Annotated in this window: 16 protein-coding genes; 13 read left to right on the forward strand and 3 right to left on the reverse strand. The window is 73.9% G+C overall.

Translation table 11 applies throughout. The annotated features are described in order from the left end of the window. The first annotated feature begins 35 nt into the window (after window positions 1-35). The 5 genes from abc-f to NQU55_RS23175 all read left to right on the forward strand — a co-directional run bounded on the left by abc-f (window position 36) and on the right by NQU55_RS23175 (window position 4,713). Window positions 36-1,652: a ribosomal protection-like ABC-F family protein gene (gene abc-f / locus NQU55_RS23155; protein ID WP_372504788.1), complete on the forward strand. Its 1,617-nt coding sequence runs from the start codon at window positions 36-38 to the stop codon at window positions 1,650-1,652. 37 nt (window positions 1,653-1,689) lie between these two features. Continuing rightward, the gene (locus NQU55_RS23160) at window positions 1,690-2,349 is read left to right on the forward strand and encodes a histidine phosphatase family protein (protein WP_168093367.1); all 660 of its coding nucleotides are present in this window, start codon (window positions 1,690-1,692) and stop codon (window positions 2,347-2,349) included. An 11-nt stretch (window positions 2,350-2,360) separates the two neighbouring features. After that, on the forward strand, window positions 2,361-3,260 hold the full coding sequence (locus NQU55_RS23165) for an ADP-ribosylglycohydrolase family protein (protein WP_168093368.1): 900 nt from the start codon (window positions 2,361-2,363) through the stop codon (window positions 3,258-3,260). A gap of 98 nt (window positions 3,261-3,358) precedes the next feature. Further along, window positions 3,359-4,060 (forward strand): ribonuclease HII, encoded by a 702-nt coding sequence (gene rnhB / locus NQU55_RS23170; protein ID WP_168093369.1) that lies wholly within the window; start codon window positions 3,359-3,361, stop codon window positions 4,058-4,060. Between the two features lie 59 nt (window positions 4,061-4,119). After that, a complete protein-coding gene (locus tag NQU55_RS23175; RefSeq protein ID WP_168093370.1) occupies window positions 4,120-4,713 on the forward strand; it encodes a hypothetical protein in 594 nt (197 codons plus the stop codon). Window positions 4,714-4,800: 87 nt separating this feature from the next. Here the strand turns inward: NQU55_RS23175 and NQU55_RS23180 are convergent, their stop codons facing one another. After that, window positions 4,801-5,379, reverse strand: coding sequence for a hypothetical protein (locus NQU55_RS23180; RefSeq protein WP_168093371.1), 579 nt, complete (start codon window positions 5,377-5,379; stop codon window positions 4,801-4,803). 217 nt (window positions 5,380-5,596) lie between these two features. Further along, window positions 5,597-7,762 carry a RecQ family ATP-dependent DNA helicase gene (locus tag NQU55_RS23185; protein ID WP_168093372.1) on the reverse strand — a complete coding sequence of 722 codons (2,166 nt, stop codon included), beginning with the start codon at window positions 7,760-7,762 and terminating at the stop codon, window positions 5,597-5,599. A 146-nt stretch (window positions 7,763-7,908) separates the two neighbouring features. Between NQU55_RS23185 and NQU55_RS23190 the strand changes: the two genes are divergently transcribed. From NQU55_RS23190 to NQU55_RS23220, 7 genes are all read left to right on the forward strand, one after another. After that, a complete protein-coding gene (locus tag NQU55_RS23190) occupies window positions 7,909-9,324 on the forward strand; it encodes a DUF4192 domain-containing protein (RefSeq protein ID WP_168093373.1) in 1,416 nt (471 codons plus the stop codon). Window positions 9,325-9,554: 230 nt separating this feature from the next. Next, entirely contained in the window at window positions 9,555-11,492 is a 1,938-nt protein-coding gene (locus NQU55_RS23195) for a glycogen debranching N-terminal domain-containing protein (RefSeq protein ID WP_168093374.1), read from the forward strand. A gap of 89 nt (window positions 11,493-11,581) precedes the next feature. After that, complete coding sequence (locus NQU55_RS23200; RefSeq protein WP_168093375.1) at window positions 11,582-12,343, forward strand: NUDIX hydrolase; 762 nt, start codon at window positions 11,582-11,584, stop codon at window positions 12,341-12,343. Between the two features lie 216 nt (window positions 12,344-12,559). Further along, on the forward strand, window positions 12,560-14,479 hold the full coding sequence (locus NQU55_RS23205; RefSeq protein ID WP_256791056.1) for an ABC transporter ATP-binding protein: 1,920 nt from the start codon (window positions 12,560-12,562) through the stop codon (window positions 14,477-14,479). A 158-nt stretch (window positions 14,480-14,637) separates the two neighbouring features. After that, window positions 14,638-15,576: a FadR/GntR family transcriptional regulator gene (locus NQU55_RS23210; RefSeq protein WP_168094766.1), complete on the forward strand. Its 939-nt coding sequence runs from the start codon at window positions 14,638-14,640 to the stop codon at window positions 15,574-15,576. A 433-nt stretch (window positions 15,577-16,009) separates the two neighbouring features. Beyond that, window positions 16,010-17,560: an RNA polymerase sigma factor gene (locus NQU55_RS23215; RefSeq protein ID WP_256791058.1), complete on the forward strand. Its 1,551-nt coding sequence runs from the start codon at window positions 16,010-16,012 to the stop codon at window positions 17,558-17,560. 179 nt (window positions 17,561-17,739) lie between these two features. After that, entirely contained in the window at window positions 17,740-18,861 is a 1,122-nt protein-coding gene (locus NQU55_RS23220; protein WP_168094768.1) for a S1 family peptidase, read from the forward strand. On the opposite strand, the gene NQU55_RS23225 is transcribed toward NQU55_RS23220, so the two are convergent. Further along, entirely contained in the window at window positions 18,821-19,051 is a 231-nt protein-coding gene (locus tag NQU55_RS23225; protein ID WP_168094769.1) for a DUF7455 domain-containing protein, read from the reverse strand. The genes NQU55_RS23220 and NQU55_RS23225 overlap by 41 nt on opposite strands. Window positions 19,052-19,493: 442 nt before the next feature. Here NQU55_RS23225 and NQU55_RS23230 point away from each other — a divergent pair, with 442 nt between their 5' ends. Further along, the gene (locus tag NQU55_RS23230) at window positions 19,494-21,614 is read left to right on the forward strand and encodes a DNA gyrase/topoisomerase IV subunit B (RefSeq protein ID WP_168094770.1); all 2,121 of its coding nucleotides are present in this window, start codon (window positions 19,494-19,496) and stop codon (window positions 21,612-21,614) included. Window positions 21,615-21,781: the final 167 nt, after the last annotated feature.

Raw genomic sequence — 21,781 nt, forward strand, 5'->3', positions numbered from 1 at the left:
CGGAGCCCTGCGCCGATGCCGACGGAGGTTTGCGCGTGCCCACTCAGCTTTCTTTGCGTGGTGTGTCCATGTCCCGGGGCGACCGCCCGCTCCTGGACGACGTCACGTTCTCGGTGCGCCCGGGCGAGCGGATCGGCATCGTCGGAGAGAACGGCGCCGGGAAGTCCACGCTGCTCAGGCTCCTCGCGGGCCTCGAGGCACCCGACGACGGCACTGTCGTCGCCGGGGCGGAGGGCGGCGTGGCCCGCCTGGGGCAGACGCCCGAACTCCCCCCGGACCGCACGGTGGGCGACGCAGTCGACCTGGCACTGGCCGACCTCCGCGCCATGGAGCGCAGGCTCCGGGAGCTGGAGACCGCCCTGGGGGAGGCCGGGCCCGAAGCCCTGGAGGAGTACGGCGAGCTGCTGAGCGCCTTCGAGGCGCGCGGCGGCTACGAGGCCGACGCCAGGGTGGACAAGGCGCTGCACGCCCTGGGCCTCGCCCGCATCGGGCGGGAGCGGCTGCTGGGCAGCCTCTCCGGAGGCGAACAGGCGCGCCTCGGGCTCGCCTGCCTCATCGCGGCCGCCCCCGAGGTCATGCTCCTGGACGAGCCGACCAACCACCTGGACGGCGCGGCCCTGGTCTGGCTCGAGGACACCCTGCGGGCGCACCCCGGCACCGTCCTCGCCGTCTCCCACGACCGCGTCTTCCTCGAACGCGTCGCCACCACCGTGGTGGAGCTCGACGCCGACCGCAGGTCCCTCGTCCGCTACGGCGGGGGATACGCCGGGTTCGTCGAGGAGCAGGCCGCGGCCCGCCGGCGCTGGGAGCAGGCGTACGAGGAGTGGACGGCCGAGACCGCGGCGCTCGAAGGCACCGCTGCGACCGTCGCCCGGCGCGTGGCCCCGGGCCGGGCCGCCAAGGACGGCAACAAGATGGCCTACGACCGGGACAAGGGCCGCGTCCAGGCCTCGGTCTCCAGCCGGGTGCGCAACGCCCAGGAGCGGCTGCGCCGGCTCCGGGAGAACCCGGTGCCCCGTCCGCCGGAGCCCCTGCGCTTCGACGCCCGCCCGGCGGCGGGCACCGCCTCAGGTGTCCTCGTGGCGCTGGAGGACGTGCGGGTCGGAGAGCGGCTCGCGGTCCGCCGGATGGAGGTCCGCGCGGGCGAGCGGCTGCTGGTGCACGGGGCCAACGGCGCGGGGAAGAGCACCTTGCTCCGCCTGCTCGCGGGCGTCACCGAGCCGGACGCCGGCACCGTGACCCGGCGGGGGAGCATCGGCTACCTCGCCCAGGAGATCCCCGTGACCCGCCCCGCGGAGCGGCTGCTCGCCGCCTTCGCCCGCGGCCTGACGGGCACCGAGGAGGAGCACAGGGCCCTACTGCTGTCCTACGGGCTCTTCCGGGAGCGCGACCTCCACGTGCCCGTCGGCGCCCTCTCGGCCGGGCAGCGCCGCCGCCTCGGGCTCGCCCGCCTCCTGGCCCGGCCCGCCGACCTCCTCCTGCTGGACGAGCCGACGAACCACCTGGCCCTCGGCCTGGTCGAGCAGCTGGAAGAGGCCCTGGCCGCGTGGACCGGCGCCCTGGTCGTCGTCACCCACGACCGGCACATGCGGCAGCGCTTCGAGGGCCGCCAGTGCGAGATACGGGCGGGCCGGGCCCTGGTCACGGGCTAGCGAGGCGGCCGGACGGCGCTCGATCTAGGGTGGCGGCATGCCACGGCCCCGACGCATCGTTCTCATCCGGCACGGCGAGTCGGTGGGCAACGTCGACGACACCGTCTACGAACGCGAGCCCGACCACGCCCTGAGCCTGACGGAGAAGGGTCGTCAGCAGGCCAGGGACGCAGGGGCTCCCCTCCGCGAGCTCTTCGGCGACGAGCGGGTCTCGGCCTACGTCTCGCCCTACCGCCGCACCCACCAGACCTTCCAGGCCCTCGGGCTCGACCCGGCCCGCGTCCGCGTCCGCGAGGAACCCCGGCTGCGCGAGCAGGACTGGGGGAACTGGCAGGACCTCGTCGACGTGCGCAGGCAGAAGGCCTACAGGGACGCCTACGGCCACTTCTTCTACCGCTTCGCCCAGGGCGAGTCCGGCGCGGACGTCTACGACCGCGTGGGAGCCTTCCTGGAGAGCCTGTGGCGCAGCTTCGAGGACCCCGACCACCCGCCCAACGTCCTGCTGGTCACCCACGGCCTGACCATGCGGCTCTTCTGCATGCGGTGGTTCCACTGGACGGTCGCGGAGTTCGAGTGCCTGTCGAACCCGGGCAACGCGGAGACCCGCGCCCTGCTCCTCGGGCCGGACGGCCGATACCACCTCGATCGGCCCTTCGAGCGCTGGTGCACACCTGAACCGTACGGCTTCACCGGTTAGAGTTCGCACCGATGACCGCTGACCGATTCCACCGCGCACTGGCGAGCCTGCGCGGGCTGGCCCTCGGCGACGCCCTCGGCTCCCAGTTCTTCGTTCCGGGCAACTACCCGTCACTCAAGCGGCGCGAGCTGCCCCCGTCCCCCTGGCAGTGGACCGACGACACCGAGATGGCCTGCTCCGTGCTGGCCGTCCTCGCCGGCCACGGGCGCGTCGACCAGGACGCGCTCGCCCGCTCCTTCGCGGAGCACCACGACTTCGACCGGGGATACGGCCCGGCCGTGGGCCGCATGCTGCGCCTGGTACGCGAGGGCGGCGACTGGCGCGAGCTGGCAGCGGCCCTCTTCAACGGACAGGGCTCCTGGGGCAACGGCGCGGCGATGCGCATCGCCCCGCTCGGCGCCTGGTACGCGGACGACCCGGAACAGGCCACGCACCAGGCCGAGATCTCCGCGTACACCACCCACCAGCACCGCGAGGCGGTGGCCGGGACCATGGCCGTGGCCGCCGCCGCGGCCATCGCCGCCGCTCCGGCCGGCCCCGTGGCGCCCGACGCGCTCCTGGAGGGCGTCATCGCCCTGGTGCCGCGCAGCGCCGTGCAGGCCGGTCTCCGGCGCGCGCGGGACATGCTCGACTACGGCGACCCGACCACGGTCGCCGCCGTCCTCGGCTGCGGCCGCCGCACCAGCGCGCACGACACCGTGCCGTTCGCCCTGTGGTCCGCGGCGCGCAACCTCACCTCCTACGAGGCCGCCTTCTGGACCACCGCACAGGTGGGCGGCGACGTGGACACCAACTGCGCCATCGTCGGCGGAGTGGTCGCCGCGGGCGAGCGCGGGGCGCCCCCCGCCGACTGGCTCCGGCGCACCGAGGACCTGCCGGACTGGCTCCCGTCCGGCGCGGGCCGGCGGTAGGCGAACCGGCCGCAGGAACCGGAATGGAAGCGACCGTAAGAAAGGGGAGGGGGCGGGGCTACTCGGGCCACCCGTAGGGGCGTACGCTTGCTGGCGCCATGCCGTACGAACCGCCTACCCACACCGTCGAGCGCTCCCTGCGCGCAACGACCGGAGTCAAGGTCGTCGCCGGGCTCGACGAGGTCGGCCGGGGCGCCTGGGCCGGTCCGGTCACCGTGTGCGCGGCCGTCACCGGACTGCGCCGCCCTCCCGAGGGGCTGACCGACTCCAAGCTGCTGACGCCCAAGCGGCGAGCCGCCCTCGCCGTGCAGCTGGAGAGCTGGGTCACCGCCCACGCACTCGGCCACTCCTCCCCACAGGAGATCGACGAACTGGGCATGACGGCGGCGCTGCGGCTGGCCGCCTCCCGCGCGCTGGAGGCGCTGCCCGTCCGGCCCGAGGCGGTGATCCTCGACGGCAAGCACGACTACCTCGGCGATCCCTGGCGGGTCCGTACGGTCATCAAGGGCGACCAGTCCTGCGTGGTCGTCGCGGCGGCGTCCGTGCTCGCCAAGGTCCGGCGCGACGCGATGATGGCGGAACTCGGCGTCGGCTACGAGGACTTCGGCTTCTGTGACAACGCCGGATATCCCTCGCCGGTGCACCGCGCCGCTCTCGAGGCGCTGGGCCCCACCCCGCACCACCGGCTGTCCTGGTCGTATCTGGACGCGCTGCCCAGGTGGCAGCACCTCAAGCGGGTTCGCAGCGTCCCCGAAGCAGCTTCACTGGAGGCCGGTGGCCAGCTCGGTTTCGAATTCTGAGCGGCCCTGGCCGCCACCCGCCGACGCGACTCGCACCGGCGTTTGATAAACATCAACTCATGCCTCTCATCCCCGAGGAGCCTCAGATTCACGAGAGTGTCCCGGGTCCCCGTGCCGTGCCGGCCCCCGGCCGTACGGCGCCGACCCCCCGCCCTGTCCCTGGCCCCCGCCCGGCTCCGGCCCCGGCACGGCCCGGTCCCGGCGCCCACCGTCCGGTCCCGGCGCCGCCCCGGCCCGCCGCGGCTCAGCCGGCCGCCCCGGCCGCCGGCCCGCAGGTCCAGCTGATCCCCGCCTCCGTGCAGGGTGCCCTGGACGCCGCGGACGAGGCCGTCGACCTGCTGCTCGACACCGGCCGCGCGCCCGGCGAGATCCTGGTGCTGACGACCGGCGACCCGCACCCGTGGGCGGCGCACGAGCTGTCCTTCGGCGAGGCGTCGTACTGGGCGCAGCACGACGCCCGCGACGACGTCTTCTACGCGGCTGCCGACGCGGAGCGCGCGGGAGCGCGACCGGTCGTGGTCGTGGCCGTCAACGGCGGCGCGGACGACGCGGTGACCCGCGCGCTGCCCGCTGCGATGGGCCGCGCAGGCGGGCTGCTGATCGTCTGCGGCGACCCGCAGCGCGTCAACGCCCTGATCTCCGCGGGCGTCTGAGGCCGGACCCGGCGGTCGTGCGCCTCCGAGAGGTGCCGGCCGCGGGGTCCGAGCCAGTTCCGGGGACGTGCTGTCCCCGCGTGCCCGTCAGCGGGCGACCGTGCGGCGGTGTGCCTCGTGCGCGCCGCCGCCGGACGTCCGGGGCGCCCGGGCGTGCGCCGGTGACCGCGGCCTGCGTCCGCTGCGGCCCTCGCCGAGGATCTGCCAGCCGCTCTCGGTCAGGGTGATGTACGCGCCGCAGCGCAGCCCGTGCAGCGTGCAGGCGTCACGCAGGCCCCACATCCACGCCCCGTCCTCCTCCGTCCAATGGGCCTCGCCCGGTCGGCAGTAGAGCAGCACGGCGGTGCGTACCGGCGTACGCCGCCGCAGGTCGTGCGGGATCACCCGGCGCAGTTGTGCCAGGAGTGCGTTGCGCAGCTCCCAGCCGTCGGGCGGGACGGGACGGCGGACGAACGAGGCGCTGGCCGTGAGCCGTTCGTCATGATCGAGAACGGCGACGACGGCTGTCGACGGTGCCGGCAGGTGACGGGCGTGCAGGCCGGTGATCACCTCGCGCGGATTGCGCAGCAGGGGGATTCCGGCCGCGGCCCATTCGGCGGGCTCCAGCATCCGGCTCAGCCGGTGCCCGGCTTCGGCGGGAGGCGGCGGTACGAAGTCGAAGGCCATGACCCTCCTTCGGCTGCGTGGCCACGGGCCGGGCGGCGCCGGGCAGGAGTGCACGCCACGACGGCCGTCCCCGGCGGGCCGTGGACGGACGAGAGCGGGATCGCGTCCAATTCTCGCGGTGCCGGGGGCGGGCGGCAACGATCAATTGGCGCCATTGGCCGACGGCGCGCGGCTCGCCGCCCTCGCCCGCCCCCGCCGCACCGCGTGCCGTGCGCGGCTAGCCCTGTACCGCCAGAACCAGGGGGAACACCTGCGGTGCACCGGAGCGCCGCAGCAGCCGTGCGGCCACGGCCAGCGTCCATCCGGTGTCGGTGAGGTCGTCCACGAGCAGGACCGGCCCGCCGGCCGAGGCCAGGGCCTCGGCGAGGGCCGGCGGCACCGTCAGCGCGCCGTCCAGTGCACGCAGCCGCTGCGCGCTGTTGGTGCGGGGAACCCGGGTGTCGGTGTCCGCGCCTCCGTACTCGACCGTGCCCAGCAGGGGCATCCGGCCGACCGTGGCGATGTGCTCGCCGAGCGAGCGGATCAGCTGCGGCCGGGTGCGCGAGGCGAGCGTGACGACGCCCACGGGGCGGCCGGGGGCGTCCGCCGCCCCGGAGGCCCAACCGCCGGGACCGCGGGCCCAGTCGGCCAGCACGGTCACCACCGCGGCCGCGACGTCGTCCGGAACAGGCCCGTCCGGAGTGTGCGGGGCGAGGAGAGGGCGCAGCCGGTTGCCCCAGCCGATGTCGGACAGCCGCCCGAGCGCCCGGCCGGAGGCGGCCTGTTCGCCGGCCGGGATACGGCCCTTGAGGTCGACGCCCACGGCCGGCATTCCCGTGGGCCACATCCGGCGCGGTTCGACTTCCACGCCCGGGCGCCCCAGCTCGCCCCGCGACGCGTCGAGCGCCCCGGCGGAGACCTCCGTGCCGAAGCGCGGCCCCGTGCAGTTGTCGCAGCGCCCGCACGGGGCCGCCTGCTCGTCGTCCAGCTGACGGCGCAGGAACTCCATCCGGCACTGCGTCGTGGCGGCGTAGTCGCGCATCGCCTGCTGCTCGGCCCCGCGCTGCCGCTCCACCCAGGCGTACCGCTCGGCGTCGTACGTCCACGGGCGGCCCGTCGCGGTCCAGCCGCCGCGCACCCGGTGCACGGCGCCGTCGACGTCGAGGACCTTGAGCATGGTCTCCAGGCGCGAACGCCGCAGCTCGACCTGGGGCTCCAGGGCCGGCAGGGAGACGGGGCGGTCCGACGCGGCGAGCACCTCCAGGGTGCGGCGCACCTGCTCCTCCGAGGGGAAGGCGAGGGAGGCGAAGTACTTCCAGATCGCCTCGTCCTCCCGGCCCGGGAGCAGCAGGACCTCGGCGTGCTCGACGCCGCGGCCCGCACGGCCGACCTGCTGGTAGTAGGCGATGGGGGAGGAGGGGGAACCCAGGTGGACCACGAAGCCCAGGTCCGGCTTGTCGAAGCCCATGCCCAGCGCCGACGTGGCGACGAGCGCCTTGACGCGGTTGGCCTGCAGGTCCTCCTCGGCCTGCAGGCGGTCCGCGTTCTCCGTCTTGCCGGTGTAGGAGGCCACCGTGTGGCCGCACCGGCGCAGGAAGGCGGTGACCTCCTCGGCGGCCGCGACGGTGAGCGTGTAGATGATGCCGGAGCCGGGGAGCTCGGCGAGGTGGTCGGCGAGCCAGGCCAGCCGGTGCGCGGCGTCGGGCAGCTGCAGGACGCTGAGGCTCAGGCTCTCCCGGTCCAGCGCGCCGCGCAGCACCAGCGCCTGCGTGGACTCCTCGCCCGTGCCCAGCTGCTCGGCGACGTCGGCGGTGACGCGGGCGTTGGCCGTGGCCGTCGTGGCGAGGACGGGGACGCCGGGGGGAAGGTCGGCGAGCATCGTGCGCAGGCGGCGGTAGTCGGGCCGGAAGTCGTGGCCCCAGTCGGAGATGCAGTGGGCCTCGTCGACGACCAGCAGGCCGGTGGCGGCGGCGAGCTTGGGCAGGACCTGGTCGCGGAAGTCGGGGTTGTTGAGCCGCTCGGGGCTCACCAGCAGTACGTCGACCTCGCCCGCGGCCACCTCGGCCTGGACGGTGTCCCACTCCTCGACGTTGGCGGAGTTGATCGTGCGGGCGTGGATCCCGGCCCGGGCCGCGGCGTCCACCTGGTTGCGCATCAGCGCGAGCAGCGGCGAGACGATCACCGTGGGCCCGCTGCCCCGGGCCCGCAGCAGCGCCGTCGCGACGAAGTACACCGCCGACTTGCCCCACCCCGTGCGCTGCACGACCAGCGCGCGGCGGTGGTGGGCGACCAGCGCCTCGATCGCCAGCCACTGGTCCTCCCGCAGCCGGGCCTTGCCCGTGTCGTCCCCGACGAGGCGGGCCAGGACGGCGTCGGCGGAGGCGCGGAGGTCTTCGTTCGTCATGCCCCCATGCAACACGAGTGCACTGACAATGCGCGAACGAACCGGACCGGCTGTGGAAAACCGCTGTCCACAGCATTAGTAGGACCATATTCCAGAGTTATCCACAGGCCTGGCGGGCCGCGGCGGACCCGCGGGACTCTCGGGCCATGACGCAGCACAACGAATCCGCCCGCCCGTCCACTCCCTCCTCCCCGTCCGCCGCCGTGCCCGGCACGGCAGGGGACCCCGGGCAGCAGGTCACCCTCCGTTCGCCGGCCGAGCTGGCCGACGCCCTCCCGTACCTGCTCGGCTTCCACCCCACCGACAGCATCGTCCTCGTCGCCCTCCACGGTGACCGGGGCCGCTTCGGCGGCCGGCTGAGGCTCGGCATCCCGCGCAGCGGCGAGGAATGGCCGGACGTCTGCGACCAGCTCGCCGAGACCCTCCTGACCGGCAGCAGCAAGCGCGGCAACCGCCCCGACGGCGTGGTCATCTTCCTCTGCCAGGACCCCGACACCGCCGCGGGCCAGAGTCCGCGACAGGTGATGGAGCGGCTGCGCCCGCTCGCCCAGAGCCTGCGCCGGGCCTGTGGCCGGCTCGACATGCCGGTGCACGAGGCCCTGTGCATCTCCGACGGCCGCTTCTGGTCGTACTGCTGCCCCGACCCCCGCTGCTGCCCGCCCGACGGCACCCCGCTCTCCCTGCCGGGCACGTCGGTCATGGCGGCCGCGGCCACCTATGCGGGCATCGAGGTCCGCGGCACCCTCCGGGAGATGGAGGACCGGTACGCACCCCTCACGGGCGACCGTGCCGAGAGGCAGCGCACGGCGCTGGACGCCGCGGCCTTCGCGATGGTCCCGCGGATCCTCGGCGAGGAGGGCTGCGAGCCCGTGCGGCAGGAGACCCTCGCCCTCGCGCGGGCCCTGGCCGACCGGCTCCAGGCGGCGCCGCCCCTCTCCGGCCGCCCCGCATCCGACGCATGCGACGACTCCCTCCTGACGGACGAGGAAGCCGCCACGGTCATCGTCGGCCTCCAGGACCGCGTCGCCCGGGACCACGCCGCGGAGTGGATGGAGGGACCGCAGGCCCCGGCCGTCCTGCGGCTGTGGCGCGCCCTCGCCCGCCGCTGCGTGCCCCCGTACGCGGAGTACGCGGCCGCGCCCGTCGCACTCGCCGGGTGGGTGGCCTGGGCCACCGACGACCAGCCGGAGGCACGCGTCGCACTGAGCCGGGCCCTCGGCGCCGACCCCGAGTACGTCTTCGCCCAGCTGCTCTACCGCGCGTGCAACGAAGGGCTGGACCCCGAACCACTGCGCCGGTGCCTGCGCCACGAGAAGGCCGACCGCGCCCTCCAGGACGCAGTCCGGGCCGAGGTGGAGCGCATCGAGGCCGCGGCGACGGCCGCCGGAGCGGAAGGCACCGGCGCCACGCGGACCGTCCGGCGCCGGACGAGGCCGGGCGGGCCCGGCGGCGGCACCGGCCCTGCCGGCTCCGCCGGTTCGGGCGGCCCGGCGGGCAGGCCCCGCGCACGGCGCAGGAGCACGCGCAAGAGGGACCACAGCCACGAGGACCGGTCCCAGTGAAGCCCTGGCCCACACAGGCGGCCGTCCACACCGTGACCTCGGCAGGGCCACCGCCGTTCATCCGGGTAACCCGCAGACGTCGTCCGTCGTCCCGGTCAGGGACACCCACAGGGGAGCGCAGTCAAGTGCAAGGCATCGTCCCCCATGGTCAGCCGCCCCGGCCCCGTTCCGCCCCGCCGCAACGCCCCGCTCCGGGGCGTCCGCCGGCCCCGCAGCCCGTGCACACAACCATGATCTGCGTCGCACTGCCCGCCCTGGCGATCTCCGGGGAGCACGGGCAGATGACCGGGCAGGGCCTCGACGGGTTCTACCGGAGCGGGCGCCGGCTCCTGGCCCGCTGCAGGCTGAAGGTCGGCGGTGCCGAGCCGCTGCCCGTCCAGGGACGCATGCTCGGCGCCGACCGGGCCCGTTTCGTCGGCGCCGTGCGGACCGCTGCCGACTCGGGCCCCGACCCCGCCGTCACGGTCGAGCGCCTGCGGACGGCGGAGGGCGTGGAGCGGATCGCCTTGCGCAGCACCGCGGCCCGCCCCCTGCGGCTGCCCGTCGAGGTGTCGCTCGGCACCGACCTCGCGGAGCTGGGCGCGGTCGCGGCGGGCGTGCCCGGGCCCGAGGTCCCCGCCGGGGTGCACGCCTCCGGGCTGCGGTGGTCCACCGGCGAGGCGCAGGCGGCGGTCACCACCGACCCTCCTCCGGGGGACGCCCTGGCCTCGGCGGGGATGCTCTGCTGGGAGATCGAGCTCCCGCCCGGCGGCACCCGCAGCATCGAGCTGCGCGTCCTGCCCGAGCAGCCCGGCAGGGTCCGGCAGCCCGAGGCGGCCGTTCCGCCTGGCCGGGCCTCCACGGCGCCCTGGGGCGATCCGCAGGCCGAGGGCGACGACCCCCGGGCGGGCGCACTGCTCGCCGCCGCCCTCGACGACCTCCGGGCACTGCTCGTGCGCGACCCCGCCGGCCCCGGTGACGTCCACCTGGCGGCCGGCGTCCCCTGGCGGTGCGGCCTCGCACCTGCCGAGGCCCTCTGGGCGGCGCGGATGACGCTCCCCCTCGGGGTCCGGCTGGCCGCGGGGACGCTGCGCACCCTGGCCCGGACGCAGATCGCGGGGCCCGGCCCCGACAAGGGGCGGATCCCCGGGGCGCTGCGCCACGCCGGGGCCCACCTGCCTCCCGGCTGCACCGGCACCGAGGCCACGCTGCTGTTCCCCGCCGTCCTGGCCGAGGCCCGGCGGTGGGGGCTCCCCGAGCGGGAGGCGGAGGCGCTGCTGCCCGCGGCCGAGCGCTGCCTCGAGTGGCTGCGGGCCGCGGCGGGGGAGGAGGGATACCTCGCGGATCCCCGGCCCGGCGGGCCGTACCGCTGCGAGACGCAGGCGCACGCCCACCGTGCGGCCGTGCTCGGGGCCGACCTCCTGGAGACCTACGGCCGCCCCGGCGCCGAGAGCTGGCGCAGCTGGGCGGCCGGGCTGCGCAGGCGCTTCCGCGAGGACTTCTGGGTGGAGGACCCGGGCGGCGGGCGCCCCGCAGCCGCCCGCACGCCCGACGGGCGCCGGATACCGCACCTGGGGAGCGCCGCCGCGCACCTTCTCGACACCGGCCTGCTCGGCGGGGGGATGCAGGCACCGGGCCTGCTCGACAGGGTGCAGACCGAGCAGCTCGCCCGGCTGCTCGGCGGACCGGCGCTCGACTCCGGCTGGGGCCTGCGCAGCCTCGGGGCCAAGGAGCCGGGCCACAATCCCTTCGGCCACCGCAGCGGTGCCGTCCGGGTCCACGAGACGGCCGTGGCCGTGGCGGGCCTGGCCTCCGCCGGCTACGAGAAGGAGGCCGGAGCCCTGCTGCGCGGCACCCTGGACGCGGCGGCCGCCTTCGGCCACCGGCTGCCGGAGATGTACGCCGGGGAGCAGCGCACCGCCGGGAGTGCGCCGCTGCCGCACCCGGCCGCGTGCCGGCCCGCGGCCGTCGCCGCCGCGGGAGCGGTGCACTTGCTGACCGCGCTCGCCGGGCTGCGCCCCGACGCCCCGGCGGGGTGCGTGGCGGTGCGGCCGCTGCACACGGCCCCGCTCGGCGCGCTGAGGTTCACCGGACTGCGCATCGCGGAGCAGCCGTTCGCGATGAGGATCAGCAGGCTCGGTCTCGGCATGGTCGAGGAAGCCGCCGACGGCCTGCAGCTGGGGGTGTGAGCCGGTTGATTCCCGAACTCGCGGAGGGGGCGCTCGCCGGCCCTGTACAAGACCCTGTTTATCGTCAGGAAGACGACTATGATCGCGTCATGCCCTACGACCCGTCGGCCTTTCCGCCCTTCGCTGTCACCGTCGACCTGGTCGTGCTCACCGTGCGCCGCCACGCGCTGTGCGCGCTGGCCGTCCGCCGTGGCGAGCCGCCGTACCAGGGCCGCTGGGCGCTGCCGGGCGGTTTCGTCCGCGGGGACGAGGACCTGACGACCGCAGCCGCACGGGAGCTGGCCGAGGAGACCGGGCTGAACGTCCACGACCCGGCGGGCCCCTCGCCGGTCAACGCGGCCCACCTCGAACAGCTCGCCACCTACGGCGACCCGAAGCGGGACCCGCGCATGCGGGTGGTGAGCGTCGCGCACCTGGCGCTCGCGCCCGATCTGCCCGCCCCGCGCCCCGGAGGCGACGCGCACAGCGTGCGCTGGGCGCCGGTGGAGGACCTGCTGGACCAGGAGGTCGGCTACGGCCGGGACGGCGAGCAGGTGACCCCCCTCGCCTTCGACCACGCGCAGATCCTCGCCGACGGCGTCGAGCGCGCCCGCTCGAAGATCGAGTACTCCTCGCTGGCCACGGCCTTCTGCCCCCAGGAGTTCACCGTCGGCGAGCTGCGCCGGGTCTACGAGGCGGTGTGGGGCGTGGCTCTGGACCCGCGCAACTTCCACCGAAAGGTGACCGGCACGCCCGGCTTCCTGGTCCCCACCGGCGGTACCACGACACGCCAGGGCGGCCGTCCCGCCCAGCTCTTCCGGGCCGGCGGGGCCACGCTCCTCAACCCGCCCATGCTGCGCCCCGAGGCCTAGTCCCGCCCGGATCCCGCACGCCCCGGGCACTCCGCGGTCCGGCATGCCCGGGGGTGGGACACGCCTCGCAACTGCCTACATTGCGTAGCAAATAGGACATAGCGGGTTACGGTGCTGCCGTACCTCCCCGCAGTTCCTCCGCGCCCTCGGGCCGCCTCGGTCACCGAGCGGGCCGAGGGGTGCCGCCGAGCCGTCTCACGCCCCGCGAGAGAAGCCATGATCCAGGCCATCGGACTCACCAGCGCCCCCCAGCGCAACCGGTTCCCCGCCGTCGACGACCTCACCTTCGAGGCCCGCCCCGGCCGGGTCACCGTCCTGCTCGGTGACCACGGAGCGGGCAAGACCAGTGCCCTGCGCCTCCTCCTCCGCCTCGACCCCGGCCGCGGTGTCGCGCTCTTCCGCGGCCGCCCCCTCGACCGGGTCCCGCACCCCACCCGCGAGATCGGCGTCGTCCTCGGGGACGTCCCCGGTCACCCGGCCCGCAGCGCCCGCGGGCACCTGCGCATGCTCAGCGCCGCGGCCGGCGTCCCCGCCGAGCGCGCCGACGACGTCCTCGAGGTCGTCGGCCTGACGGGCCTCGCCGGCCAGCACCTCGGCGACTTCTCCCTGGGCATGGACCGGCGCCTCGGCATCGCCGCCGCCCTCCTCGGCGATCCCCACACCCTCGTCCTGGACGAGCCCGCGCACGATCTCTCGCCCCGCGAGACCGCCTGGCTGCACGGAATGCTGCGGGCCTACGCGGACCACGGCGGCGCCGTCCTCGTCACCTCGCAGGACCCCAAGGAGGCGGCCCGCATCGCCGACCGGGTCGTCACCATCGACGACGGCCGCCTCGTCGCCGACCAGGAGGCGGCCGAGTTCTCCCGGACCCGGCTGCGGCCGCGTGTCGCCGTCCAGTCGCCCCTGGCCGCCCGCCTCGCCCACGCCCTCACCTCCGAGGCCGACCTGGCGGAGGCCGCCGAGGGCCTGCAGGCCGTGGAGGTCGTGCAGGAGGGCGGCAGCCGGCTGTCGGTCTACGGCAGCACCTGCGCAGCCGTCGGAGAGACGGCCTACCGGCACGGGATCCTCATCCACCGGCTGACCGAGGAGATCGGCGACAGCGGCCCCGTGCCCCCGCTGTTGCGTGCCGACGGCCGCCGGGCCGACGCCGCTGCGCCGCCGCCCGGCACCGCGCCGCCGGAGGCTGCTGCAGACACCTCCGCAGACCCCTGTACGGACGCGCAGGGCGGCTCCTCGCCCACCGGGGAAGCGGAGTCCCCCGGCCGCCCCGGCCCCGTCGTGCGGTCCGCACACGCGGGCACGCCCGGCACCGCCGTTCCGCCCGAGCTCGCCGTGGAGCTCCCCCGCGTCCATCCGCGTCTCCCGGCCCCCGACCCCGCATGGCCGCTGCGCTACGAGCTGCGCCGCGCCACCGGCGTGCGGACCGGCTGGTTGGTGGCGGCCGCCGCGCTCGCGGCCTCCCTGCTCGTGTCCATCCTCCTCGCCCGGGCGGGGTCCGCCCCGGCGCCCCGCGTGCTCACCGGCTGGCCCGCCCTGCTGCCGTTGCCCCCGGCGGTCTTCGGGGCGGGGCTCATCGGCGCGATGGCCTTCGGCCAGGAGTTCCGCTATCCCGCCCTCGCTCCGGACCAGGGCACCGTCCCGCGCCGGCTCGGCCTGCTCGCCGCCAAGCTCGCCGTCAGCGCCGTGGCGGCCGTCCTCCTCGCCCTCGCCTCCCTCTTCCTCGACGCCGGTGTCCTCGGGCTGCTCTTCGGCGACGAGGTCGTCTCCCTCCCGCGGGACTGGGCCGTCCTGCTCGCCGGCTGGGCCGCGCTCACCCTGGGCTGCGCGTGGGCGGGGCTGCTGGCCGCGGGGCTCTTCCGGTCGGCGGCGCTCGGGCTGGTCGCGGTGCTCGCCGTGCCGACGCTCGTGGTGCCGGTCCTGGGCAGTGTGCTCGCCGAGCCCGCGGCCCGCTCGCTCGTGGGGCTCCCGGAGCGGCTGCGCGCGGCCGCGGTCGTGCAGTGGCCCTCGGGCATGGACCGGGGCGTCTCGACCGCCCTGCGGCTGGTGTCGCAACCGGTCGGCTGGGCGCTCGCGTTGTCACTCACGGCACTTCTCGGGGCCTACGTCCTCGCGGTGTTCCGCGGCAGGCCGCGATGAGGGCCGCCGCCGCGGGGCCGCGGACCCCCGACGCCCCTTCCCACGTGCGGAGTTGGCAGGCCGCCATCATCACGCTCCGCATATGAGTCGTCTCGGAGAGTGCCCGATTCTGTCCGTTTGGCCGTCAATTGTGAGGTAATGGGCGATCACCCTTTCGTGTGCTTTTCACCAAAGACCTCAAGGGACTTCGAGGTGTCGCCGACAAAGGAGGCGTGAGTACCCTTGCGCACACCATGATGACCGCGGCTCGCCCCGCCGACTCCGGCCTCGCAGGCCCGGGCGAGCTTGACCGTTACTCCTACGCGGAGGCCTCCGGGCACGACCGCGGGGCCCCGCCGGCCTGGGACGGCGAGGCCGAGCTCAGCCGCGCCGGCCGCCGGGCCGCCGGCAGCCGGGGCCGTGGCCTGCACGGCCAGCTCGTGCAGCAGCTCGGCCAGATGATCGTCTCCGGGGACCTGGGCGCCGACCGCCCGCTCGTCCCCGAGGAGATCGGGCAGCGCTTCGAGGTCTCCAGGACCGTCGTCCGCGAATCCCTGCGCGTCCTCGAGGCCAAGGGCCTCGTCAGCGCGCGCCCCAACGTGGGCACCCGCGTCCGCCCCGTCAGCGACTGGAACCTCCTCGACCCCGACATCATCGAGTGGCGGGCCTTCGGCCCCCAGCGGGAGGACCAGCGCCGCGAGCTGTGCGAGCTGCGCTGGACCATCGAGCCCCTCGCCGCCCGCCTCGCCGCCGGCCACGGCCGCGAGGACGTCCAGCAGCGCCTGGCCGACATGGCCGAGATCATGGGCCACGCGCTGGCCCAGGGCGACTCCCTCACCTTCACGCGCGCCGACGCCGAGTTCCACTCCCTGCTCCTGCAGGTCGCCGGCAACCGCATGCTCGAGCACCTCGCGGGCATCGTCTCCTCCGCCCTGCACGTCTCGGGCGCGCCCTCCGGCGGCTGCGACCGCCCCACCGAGGCCGGCGTCGGGCACCACCTCCGCATCGTCGACGCCGTCGGCGCGGGCGACGGGTCCGGGGCCGAGGCCGCGATGAGGCAGCTGCTCATCGCCCACCCGGACGTCGAGCGCGTGGTGCCCGCGCCCCGCGAGCACTGACCGCGCAGAGGAGCGGGACGGTACGGGTGGGTTCGTACGGAAGGGCCGCACGCGCCGGGCCGGGACAGGGCTCACGCGTGCGGCCGGATGCGCGACCGCACCCGTGAGCCGTCCGGTGGCGCCGGCGCCCCTCCCGGAACTCGGACCGGGACGCCAGGAAGTGGAGTGTTCTGTCCAGTTGGGCGGGCATTCGCTCCGTTTTGGGGTGTGACTCGGGCCACGAGGATTGGGCGTAACGCTCCTTGAGGCAGTGCGATGACTAAAGAGGTGGTGGACGCGGAGGGAATACAGGCCTCGTCCGGGGCGCTGTGTCCGTCTGCATCTCATCACCCGCGCGCCGTCGGTTCATCCATGCCGGCGGTCGTCGGAACCGGTTCCCCGCCCAGGGCGGACCGGGGCCGGAAGCCGTTTCCATCGTTCCGAGAGGTTGTTCGTGTCGGCCAGCACATCCCGTACGCTCCCGCCGGAGATCGCCGAATCCGAGTCTCTGATGGCGCTCATCGAGCAGGGAAAGGCCGAGGGGCAGATCGCCGGCGACGACGTGCGTCGGGCCTTCGAGGCTGACCAGATTCCGCCAACCCAGTGGAAGAATGTTCTGCGCAGCCTCAACCAGGTCCTCGACGAGGAGGGTGTGACGCTGATGGTCAGTGCCGCCGAGGCGCCCAAGCGCACCCGCAAGAGCGTCGCAGCGAAGAGCCCGGCGAAGCGCACCGCCACCAAGGCCGTCGCCTCCAAGACGGTCACGGCCAGGCAGACCGCGTCCTCGGCGTCCGCCACGTCCGCCTCGGCGGCGTACGGCGACGACGAGAGCGCGGAGGCGCCCGCCAAGAAGGCCGCCACCAAGAAGGCGGCGGCGAAGAAGACGGCGGCGAAGAAGACCGCCGTCAAGAAGACGGCGGCCAAGAAGACCGCCGCGAAGAAGGACGCCGACGAGCTCCTCGACGAGGACCTCGTCGACGAGACCCCGACCCCGGGCAAGGGCGAGGAGGAGGACGAGACCGGCGAGAACAAGGGCTTCGTCCTCTCCGACGACGACGAGGACGACGCTCCCGCGCAGCAGGTCGCCGTCGCCGGCGCCACCGCCGACCCGGTCAAGGACTACCTGAAGCAGATCGGCAAGGTTCCCCTCCTCAACGCCGAGCAGGAGGTCGAGCTCGCCAAGCGCATCGAGGCGGGCCTGTTCGCCGAGGACAAGCTGGCGAACTCCGACAAGCTCGCCCCCAAGCTCAAGCGCGAGCTGGAGATCATCGCCGAGGACGGGCGCCGCGCCAAGAACCACCTCCTGGAAGCCAACCTCCGCCTTGTGGTCTCCCTGGCCAAGCGCTACACCGGCCGCGGCATGCTCTTCCTGGACCTGATCCAGGAGGGCAACCTCGGTCTGATCCGCGCGGTCGAGAAGTTCGACTACACCAAGGGCTACAAGTTCTCCACGTATGCGACCTGGTGGATCCGCCAGGCCATCACGCGCGCCATGGCCGACCAGGCCCGCACCATCCGTATCCCGGTGCACATGGTCGAGGTCATCAACAAGCTCGCGCGCGTCCAGCGCCAGATGCTCCAGGACCTGGGCCGCGAGCCCACCCCGGAGGAGCTGGCCAAGGAGCTCGACATGACCCCCGAGAAGGTCATCGAGGTCCAGAAGTACGGCCGTGAGCCGATCTCCCTCCACACCCCCCTGGGTGAGGACGGCGACAGCGAGTTCGGTGACCTCATCGAGGACTCCGAGGCGGTCGTGCCGGCCGATGCCGTTAGCTTCACCCTGCTCCAGGAGCAGCTGCACTCCGTCCTGGACACGCTCAGCGAGCGCGAGGCGGGCGTGGTCTCCATGCGCTTCGGCCTGACCGACGGCCAGCCGAAGACCCTCGACGAGATCGGCAAGGTCTACGGGGTGACGCGTGAGCGCATCCGTCAGATCGAGTCGAAGACGATGTCCAAGCTGCGCCACCCGTCCCGTTCCCAGGTCCTGCGCGACTACCTGGACTAGGACCGGACGGACGACGACCCCGCAGGGCCCGGCACCTCTCCCCGAGGAGCCGGGCCCTGCGGGCTGTACGGGTGACAGTGCGGCCGATCCGGAGGCATGCCGTCCAGGTTCCGGATGCGCCGATCGCCGTGCGGGTTGACTCTGGGTGTGCAAGGAACCCCGTGGAGTCAGGAGATCGTATGCGTTCGCTGAGCTGTCTGCTGGCCGGATCGATCGCCCTGGTCTTCGCGGTCCCGGCCCCGGCGGTGGCGGACCGTGCGGTCGTCGGAGGGCAGGCCGTGAGGGCCTCGGAGGCGCCCTGGGTGGTGGCTCTGGGCAGCCGGCAGCGGTTCGGGGCTGCCAGGGCCGGGCAGTTCTGCGGCGGGGTCCTGGTGGGCCGCAGGACGGTCGTCACGGCGGCGCACTGCCTGAGCCGTGAGGTGCTCGGCGTCGACGTGAGCGAGGCGAGGGACCTGCGGGTCATCGTGGGCCGCGACGATCTGCGGGGTGCGGTCGGAGCCGAGGTGGAGCCGCGGGAGACCTGGGTCAACCCGGGGTTCGACCCGGCGACCAACGCGGGAGACCTGGCCGTGCTCACCCTGCGCAATCCGGTGCCGGAGAGCTATGTGATCCCGGTGGCGCAGCAGGGCGACGCCGCCTACCGGGTGGGCGCCAAGGCCACGGTCTACGGCTGGGGCGACGTGATCGGCAACGGCACGTACTCGGAGATCCTGCGCGGGGCGAGGGTGCGGGTCCTGCAGGACGCGGCGTGCGAGCGGGCGTACCCGGGGAGTGCCGACGGCGTCTTCCGGCGGGCCTCCATGCTGTGCGCCGGGGCGCCGCTCGGCGGGCGGGACGCCTGCCAGGGGGACAGCGGCGGGCCGCTCGTGGCGCAGGGCAAGCTCGTTGGCCTGGTCTCCTGGGGGGCGGGCTGCGGGCAGCCGCAGTACCCGGGGGTCTATACGCGGATGTCGGCCTACACGGCGCTGGTGGCGGCGCACAGCGGCGAGGGCGCCGCGTCGGCGCAGACGCCCGCGGGTCAGGGCCGGCCTCCGGTCGCCCAGCCGGCCGCTCCCGCCGCTCAGCAGGGGGCAGCGGCGGCAGCGGCACCGCAGCCGCAGAAGCACCGGCGGCAGCAGCACCACACCGCGAAGGTGCGCAGGAGCGTACGAGAGCGGGCGGCTTCCCCCGTGGTGGGGGCAGCCGCCCGCGGCTGTCCGGCTATGAGGGACCGGACCTCGCTCGTCGTCGGATGCGATGTGTCAGCGTTCCGCTACGGACTCAGCGGTCCTCTTCGGGCGCAGACGCCGGGGAGGCGGTGAGCCGCTCCGTCTCGTCCTGTATTTCCGCGGCGATCTTCTTGAGTTCTGGCTCGAACTTACGCCCGTGGTGGGCGCAGAAGAGCAGTTCACCGCCGCTCATGAGAACGACGCGCAGGTAGGCCTGAGCGCCGCACCGGTCGCAGCGGTCAGCGGCCGTCAGCGGGCTCGCGGGGGTCAGAACAGTAGTCACGTCGCCTCTTCTCTAGCTCGACGAGCTGTCGTACCAGGGTCAACATCCAACCAGGCCGAAAACGTTCCCGCTCGCGGCTTTTCCTCGAAAGTTCCTTCCGAGTCGCTTCCGAGTCGGCCAGATCTTGACGGTTGGCGGCGAATGAGCCGTATTGCGTGGGCCTACGGTTTCACATCGCTGGGGGCTTTCGTCCTCCCGGCCGGCTTGCCGGTGTTCTTGAGGACGTGCCCGGAGCCTAAATGGTTCATGCCTCCAAGGGAACGTGATGTGCACGTCACTCCATCGTGTCATCGAACGTGTGATCGATCGCTGGACTAGCATGGGCGTTCCCACGGGTGGCTGCACAAAGGCTCTACCAGGCATCGGTACCCTCTGAACGGCAACCGGGCCGCCGGCCCGCCCGACCGGGGCCGAAAAGAAATTCAGCGAGGAGCGAACCCGCGTGACCGCCGAAACGTCCGTGCCGTCCACTGCGCTGCTGACCGGGGCAGACCGGGACGGGTCCAACTACACCGCGCGGCACCTGCTCGTCCTCGAAGGCCTGGAAGCCGTCCGCAAGCGGCCCGGCATGTACATCGGCTCGACGGACAGCCGCGGCCTCATGCACTGCCTCTGGGAGATCATCGACAACTCCGTCGACGAGGCCCTGGGCGGCTACTGCGACCGCATCGACGTGATCCTCCACGAGGACGGCTCCGTGGAGGTGCGCGACAACGGCCGCGGCATCCCCGTCGACGTCGAGCCCAAGACCGGGCTGTCGGGCGTCGAGGTCGTCATGACCAAGCTGCACGCGGGCGGCAAGTTCGGCGGCGGCTCCTACGCGGCGTCCGGCGGTCTGCACGGCGTCGGCGCCTCGGTGGTCAACGCGCTCTCCGCGCGCCTGGACGTCGAGGTCGACCGCAACAGCAGGACCCACGCGATCAGCTTCCGCCGCGGCGTCCCCGGCATCTTCACCGAGTCCGGCCCGGACGCCCCGTTCGACCCGGCCAACGGCCTGCTCAAGGGGAAGAAGATCCCCAAGGCCCGCACCGGCACCCGCGTCCGCTACTGGGCGGACCGGCAGATCTTCCTCAAGGACGCCAAGCTCTCGCTGGAGACCCTCTACGGGCGGGCCCGCCAGACCGCCTTCCTGGTGCCGGGCCTGACGATCGTCGTCCGCGACGAGCGCGGCATCGACGGCGAGCAGGCCACCGAGGAGGTCTTCCACTACGACGGCGGCATCAGCGAGTTCTGCGAGTACCTGGCGCAGGACAAGGCCGTCTGCGACATCCTGCGGCTGAGCGGGCAGGGCACCTTCAAGGAGACCGTGCCGGTCCTGGACGACCGCGGCCACATGACCCCCACCGAGGTCACCCGCGAGCTGGGCGTGGACATCGCCCTGCGCTGGGGCACGGGCTACGACAGCACGGTCAAGTCGTTCGTCAACATCATCGCCACGCCCAAGGGCGGCACCCATGTGACGGGCTTCGAGCGCTCGATCACCAAGACCGTCAACGAGGTCCTGCGCTCGTCGAAGCTGCTGCGCGTCGCCGAGGACGACGTCGTCAAGGACGACGCCATGGAGGGGCTCACGGCGGTCGTGACCGTACGCCTGGCCGAGCCGCAGTTCGAGGGGCAGACCAAGGAGGTCCTGGGCACCTCCGCCGCCTCCCGGATCGTGGCGAACGTGGTCGCGAAGGAGCTCAAGGCGTTCCTGACCTCCACCAAGCGCGACGCCAAGCAGCAGGCGCGGGCCGTCCTGGAGAAGGTCGTCGCCGCGGCCCGCACCCGTATCGCGGCGCGCCAGCACAAGGAGGCCCAGCGGCGGAAGACCGCCCTGGAGTCCTCGTCGCTGCCGGCCAAGCTCGCCGACTGCCGCAGCGACGACGTCGAGCGCAGCGAGCTGTTCATCGTTGAGGGCGACTCGGCGCTCGGCACGGCCAAGCTCGCGCGGAACTCCGAGTTCCAGGCGCTGCTGCCGATCCGCGGCAAGATCCTCAACGTCCAGAAGTCGTCGGTCTCGGACATGCTCAAGAACGCCGAGTGCGGCGCGATCATCCAGGTCATAGGAGCGGGGTCCGGCCGGACCTTCGACATCGACGCGGCCCGCTACGGCAAGGTCATCTTCCTCGCCGACGCCGATGTCGACGGCGCGCACATCCGCTGTCTGCTGCTCACCCTCTTCCAGCGCTACATGCGCCCGATGGTCGAGGAGGGGCGGGTCTTCTCCGCGGTGCCCCCGCTGCACCGCGTGGAGCTCACCCACCCCAAGAAGGGGCAGGACAAGTACATCTACACGTACTCGGACGCCGAGCTGCGGCAGACGCTGCTGGAGCTCGAGCGCAAGAACGTGCGCTACAAGGACTCCATCCAGCGCTACAAGGGTCTCGGTGAGATGGACGCCGACCAGCTGGCGGAGACCACGATGGACCCGCGCCACCGCACCCTGCGCCGGATCAACATCAGCGACCTGGAGGCGGCGGAGCGCGCCTTCGACCTGCTGATGGGCAACGAGGTGGCACCCCGCAAGGAGTTCATCACGAACTCCGCGGCCACCCTGGACCGCTCCCGCATCGACGCCTGAACCCGTTTCCCCTCCTGCGGGGTCCGGCCCGGCCGGGCCCCGGCCATGCGTTATGCCTTCCGGCACGGCATCGCACGGCCCCCGGAGGCATCCATCACCTGATGGGGTGAACGTCGGGGCGACGGCCGGGTCCGCAACCCGGCGTTCTGTCCATCCTTGGGTTCCCC

This window comes from Streptomyces telluris (assembly GCF_024519335.1).
In the GTDB taxonomy this organism is placed as follows: Bacteria; Actinomycetota; Actinomycetes; order Streptomycetales; family Streptomycetaceae; genus Streptomyces; species Streptomyces telluris.

Coding starts and splice junctions, on each gene's coding strand:
- NQU55_RS23160 (WP_168093367.1), top strand. CDS start 1,690: ATGCCACGGCCCCGACGCATCGTTCTCATCCGGCACGGCGAGTCGGTG.
- NQU55_RS23165 (WP_168093368.1), top strand. CDS start 2,361: ATGACCGCTGACCGATTCCACCGCGCACTGGCGAGCCTGCGCGGGCTG.
- rnhB (WP_168093369.1), top strand. CDS start 3,359: ATGCCGTACGAACCGCCTACCCACACCGTCGAGCGCTCCCTGCGCGCA.
- NQU55_RS23175 (WP_168093370.1), top strand. CDS start 4,120: ATGCCTCTCATCCCCGAGGAGCCTCAGATTCACGAGAGTGTCCCGGGT.
- NQU55_RS23180 (WP_168093371.1), bottom strand. CDS start 5,379: ATGGCCTTCGACTTCGTACCGCCGCCTCCCGCCGAAGCCGGGCACCGG.
- NQU55_RS23185 (WP_168093372.1), bottom strand. CDS start 7,762: ATGACGAACGAAGACCTCCGCGCCTCCGCCGACGCCGTCCTGGCCCGC.
- NQU55_RS23190 (WP_168093373.1), top strand. CDS start 7,909: ATGACGCAGCACAACGAATCCGCCCGCCCGTCCACTCCCTCCTCCCCG.
- NQU55_RS23195 (WP_168093374.1), top strand. CDS start 9,555: ATGATCTGCGTCGCACTGCCCGCCCTGGCGATCTCCGGGGAGCACGGG.
- NQU55_RS23200 (WP_168093375.1), top strand. CDS start 11,582: ATGCCCTACGACCCGTCGGCCTTTCCGCCCTTCGCTGTCACCGTCGAC.
- NQU55_RS23205 (WP_256791056.1), top strand. CDS start 12,560: ATGATCCAGGCCATCGGACTCACCAGCGCCCCCCAGCGCAACCGGTTC.
- NQU55_RS23220 (WP_168094768.1), top strand. CDS start 17,740: ATGCGTTCGCTGAGCTGTCTGCTGGCCGGATCGATCGCCCTGGTCTTC.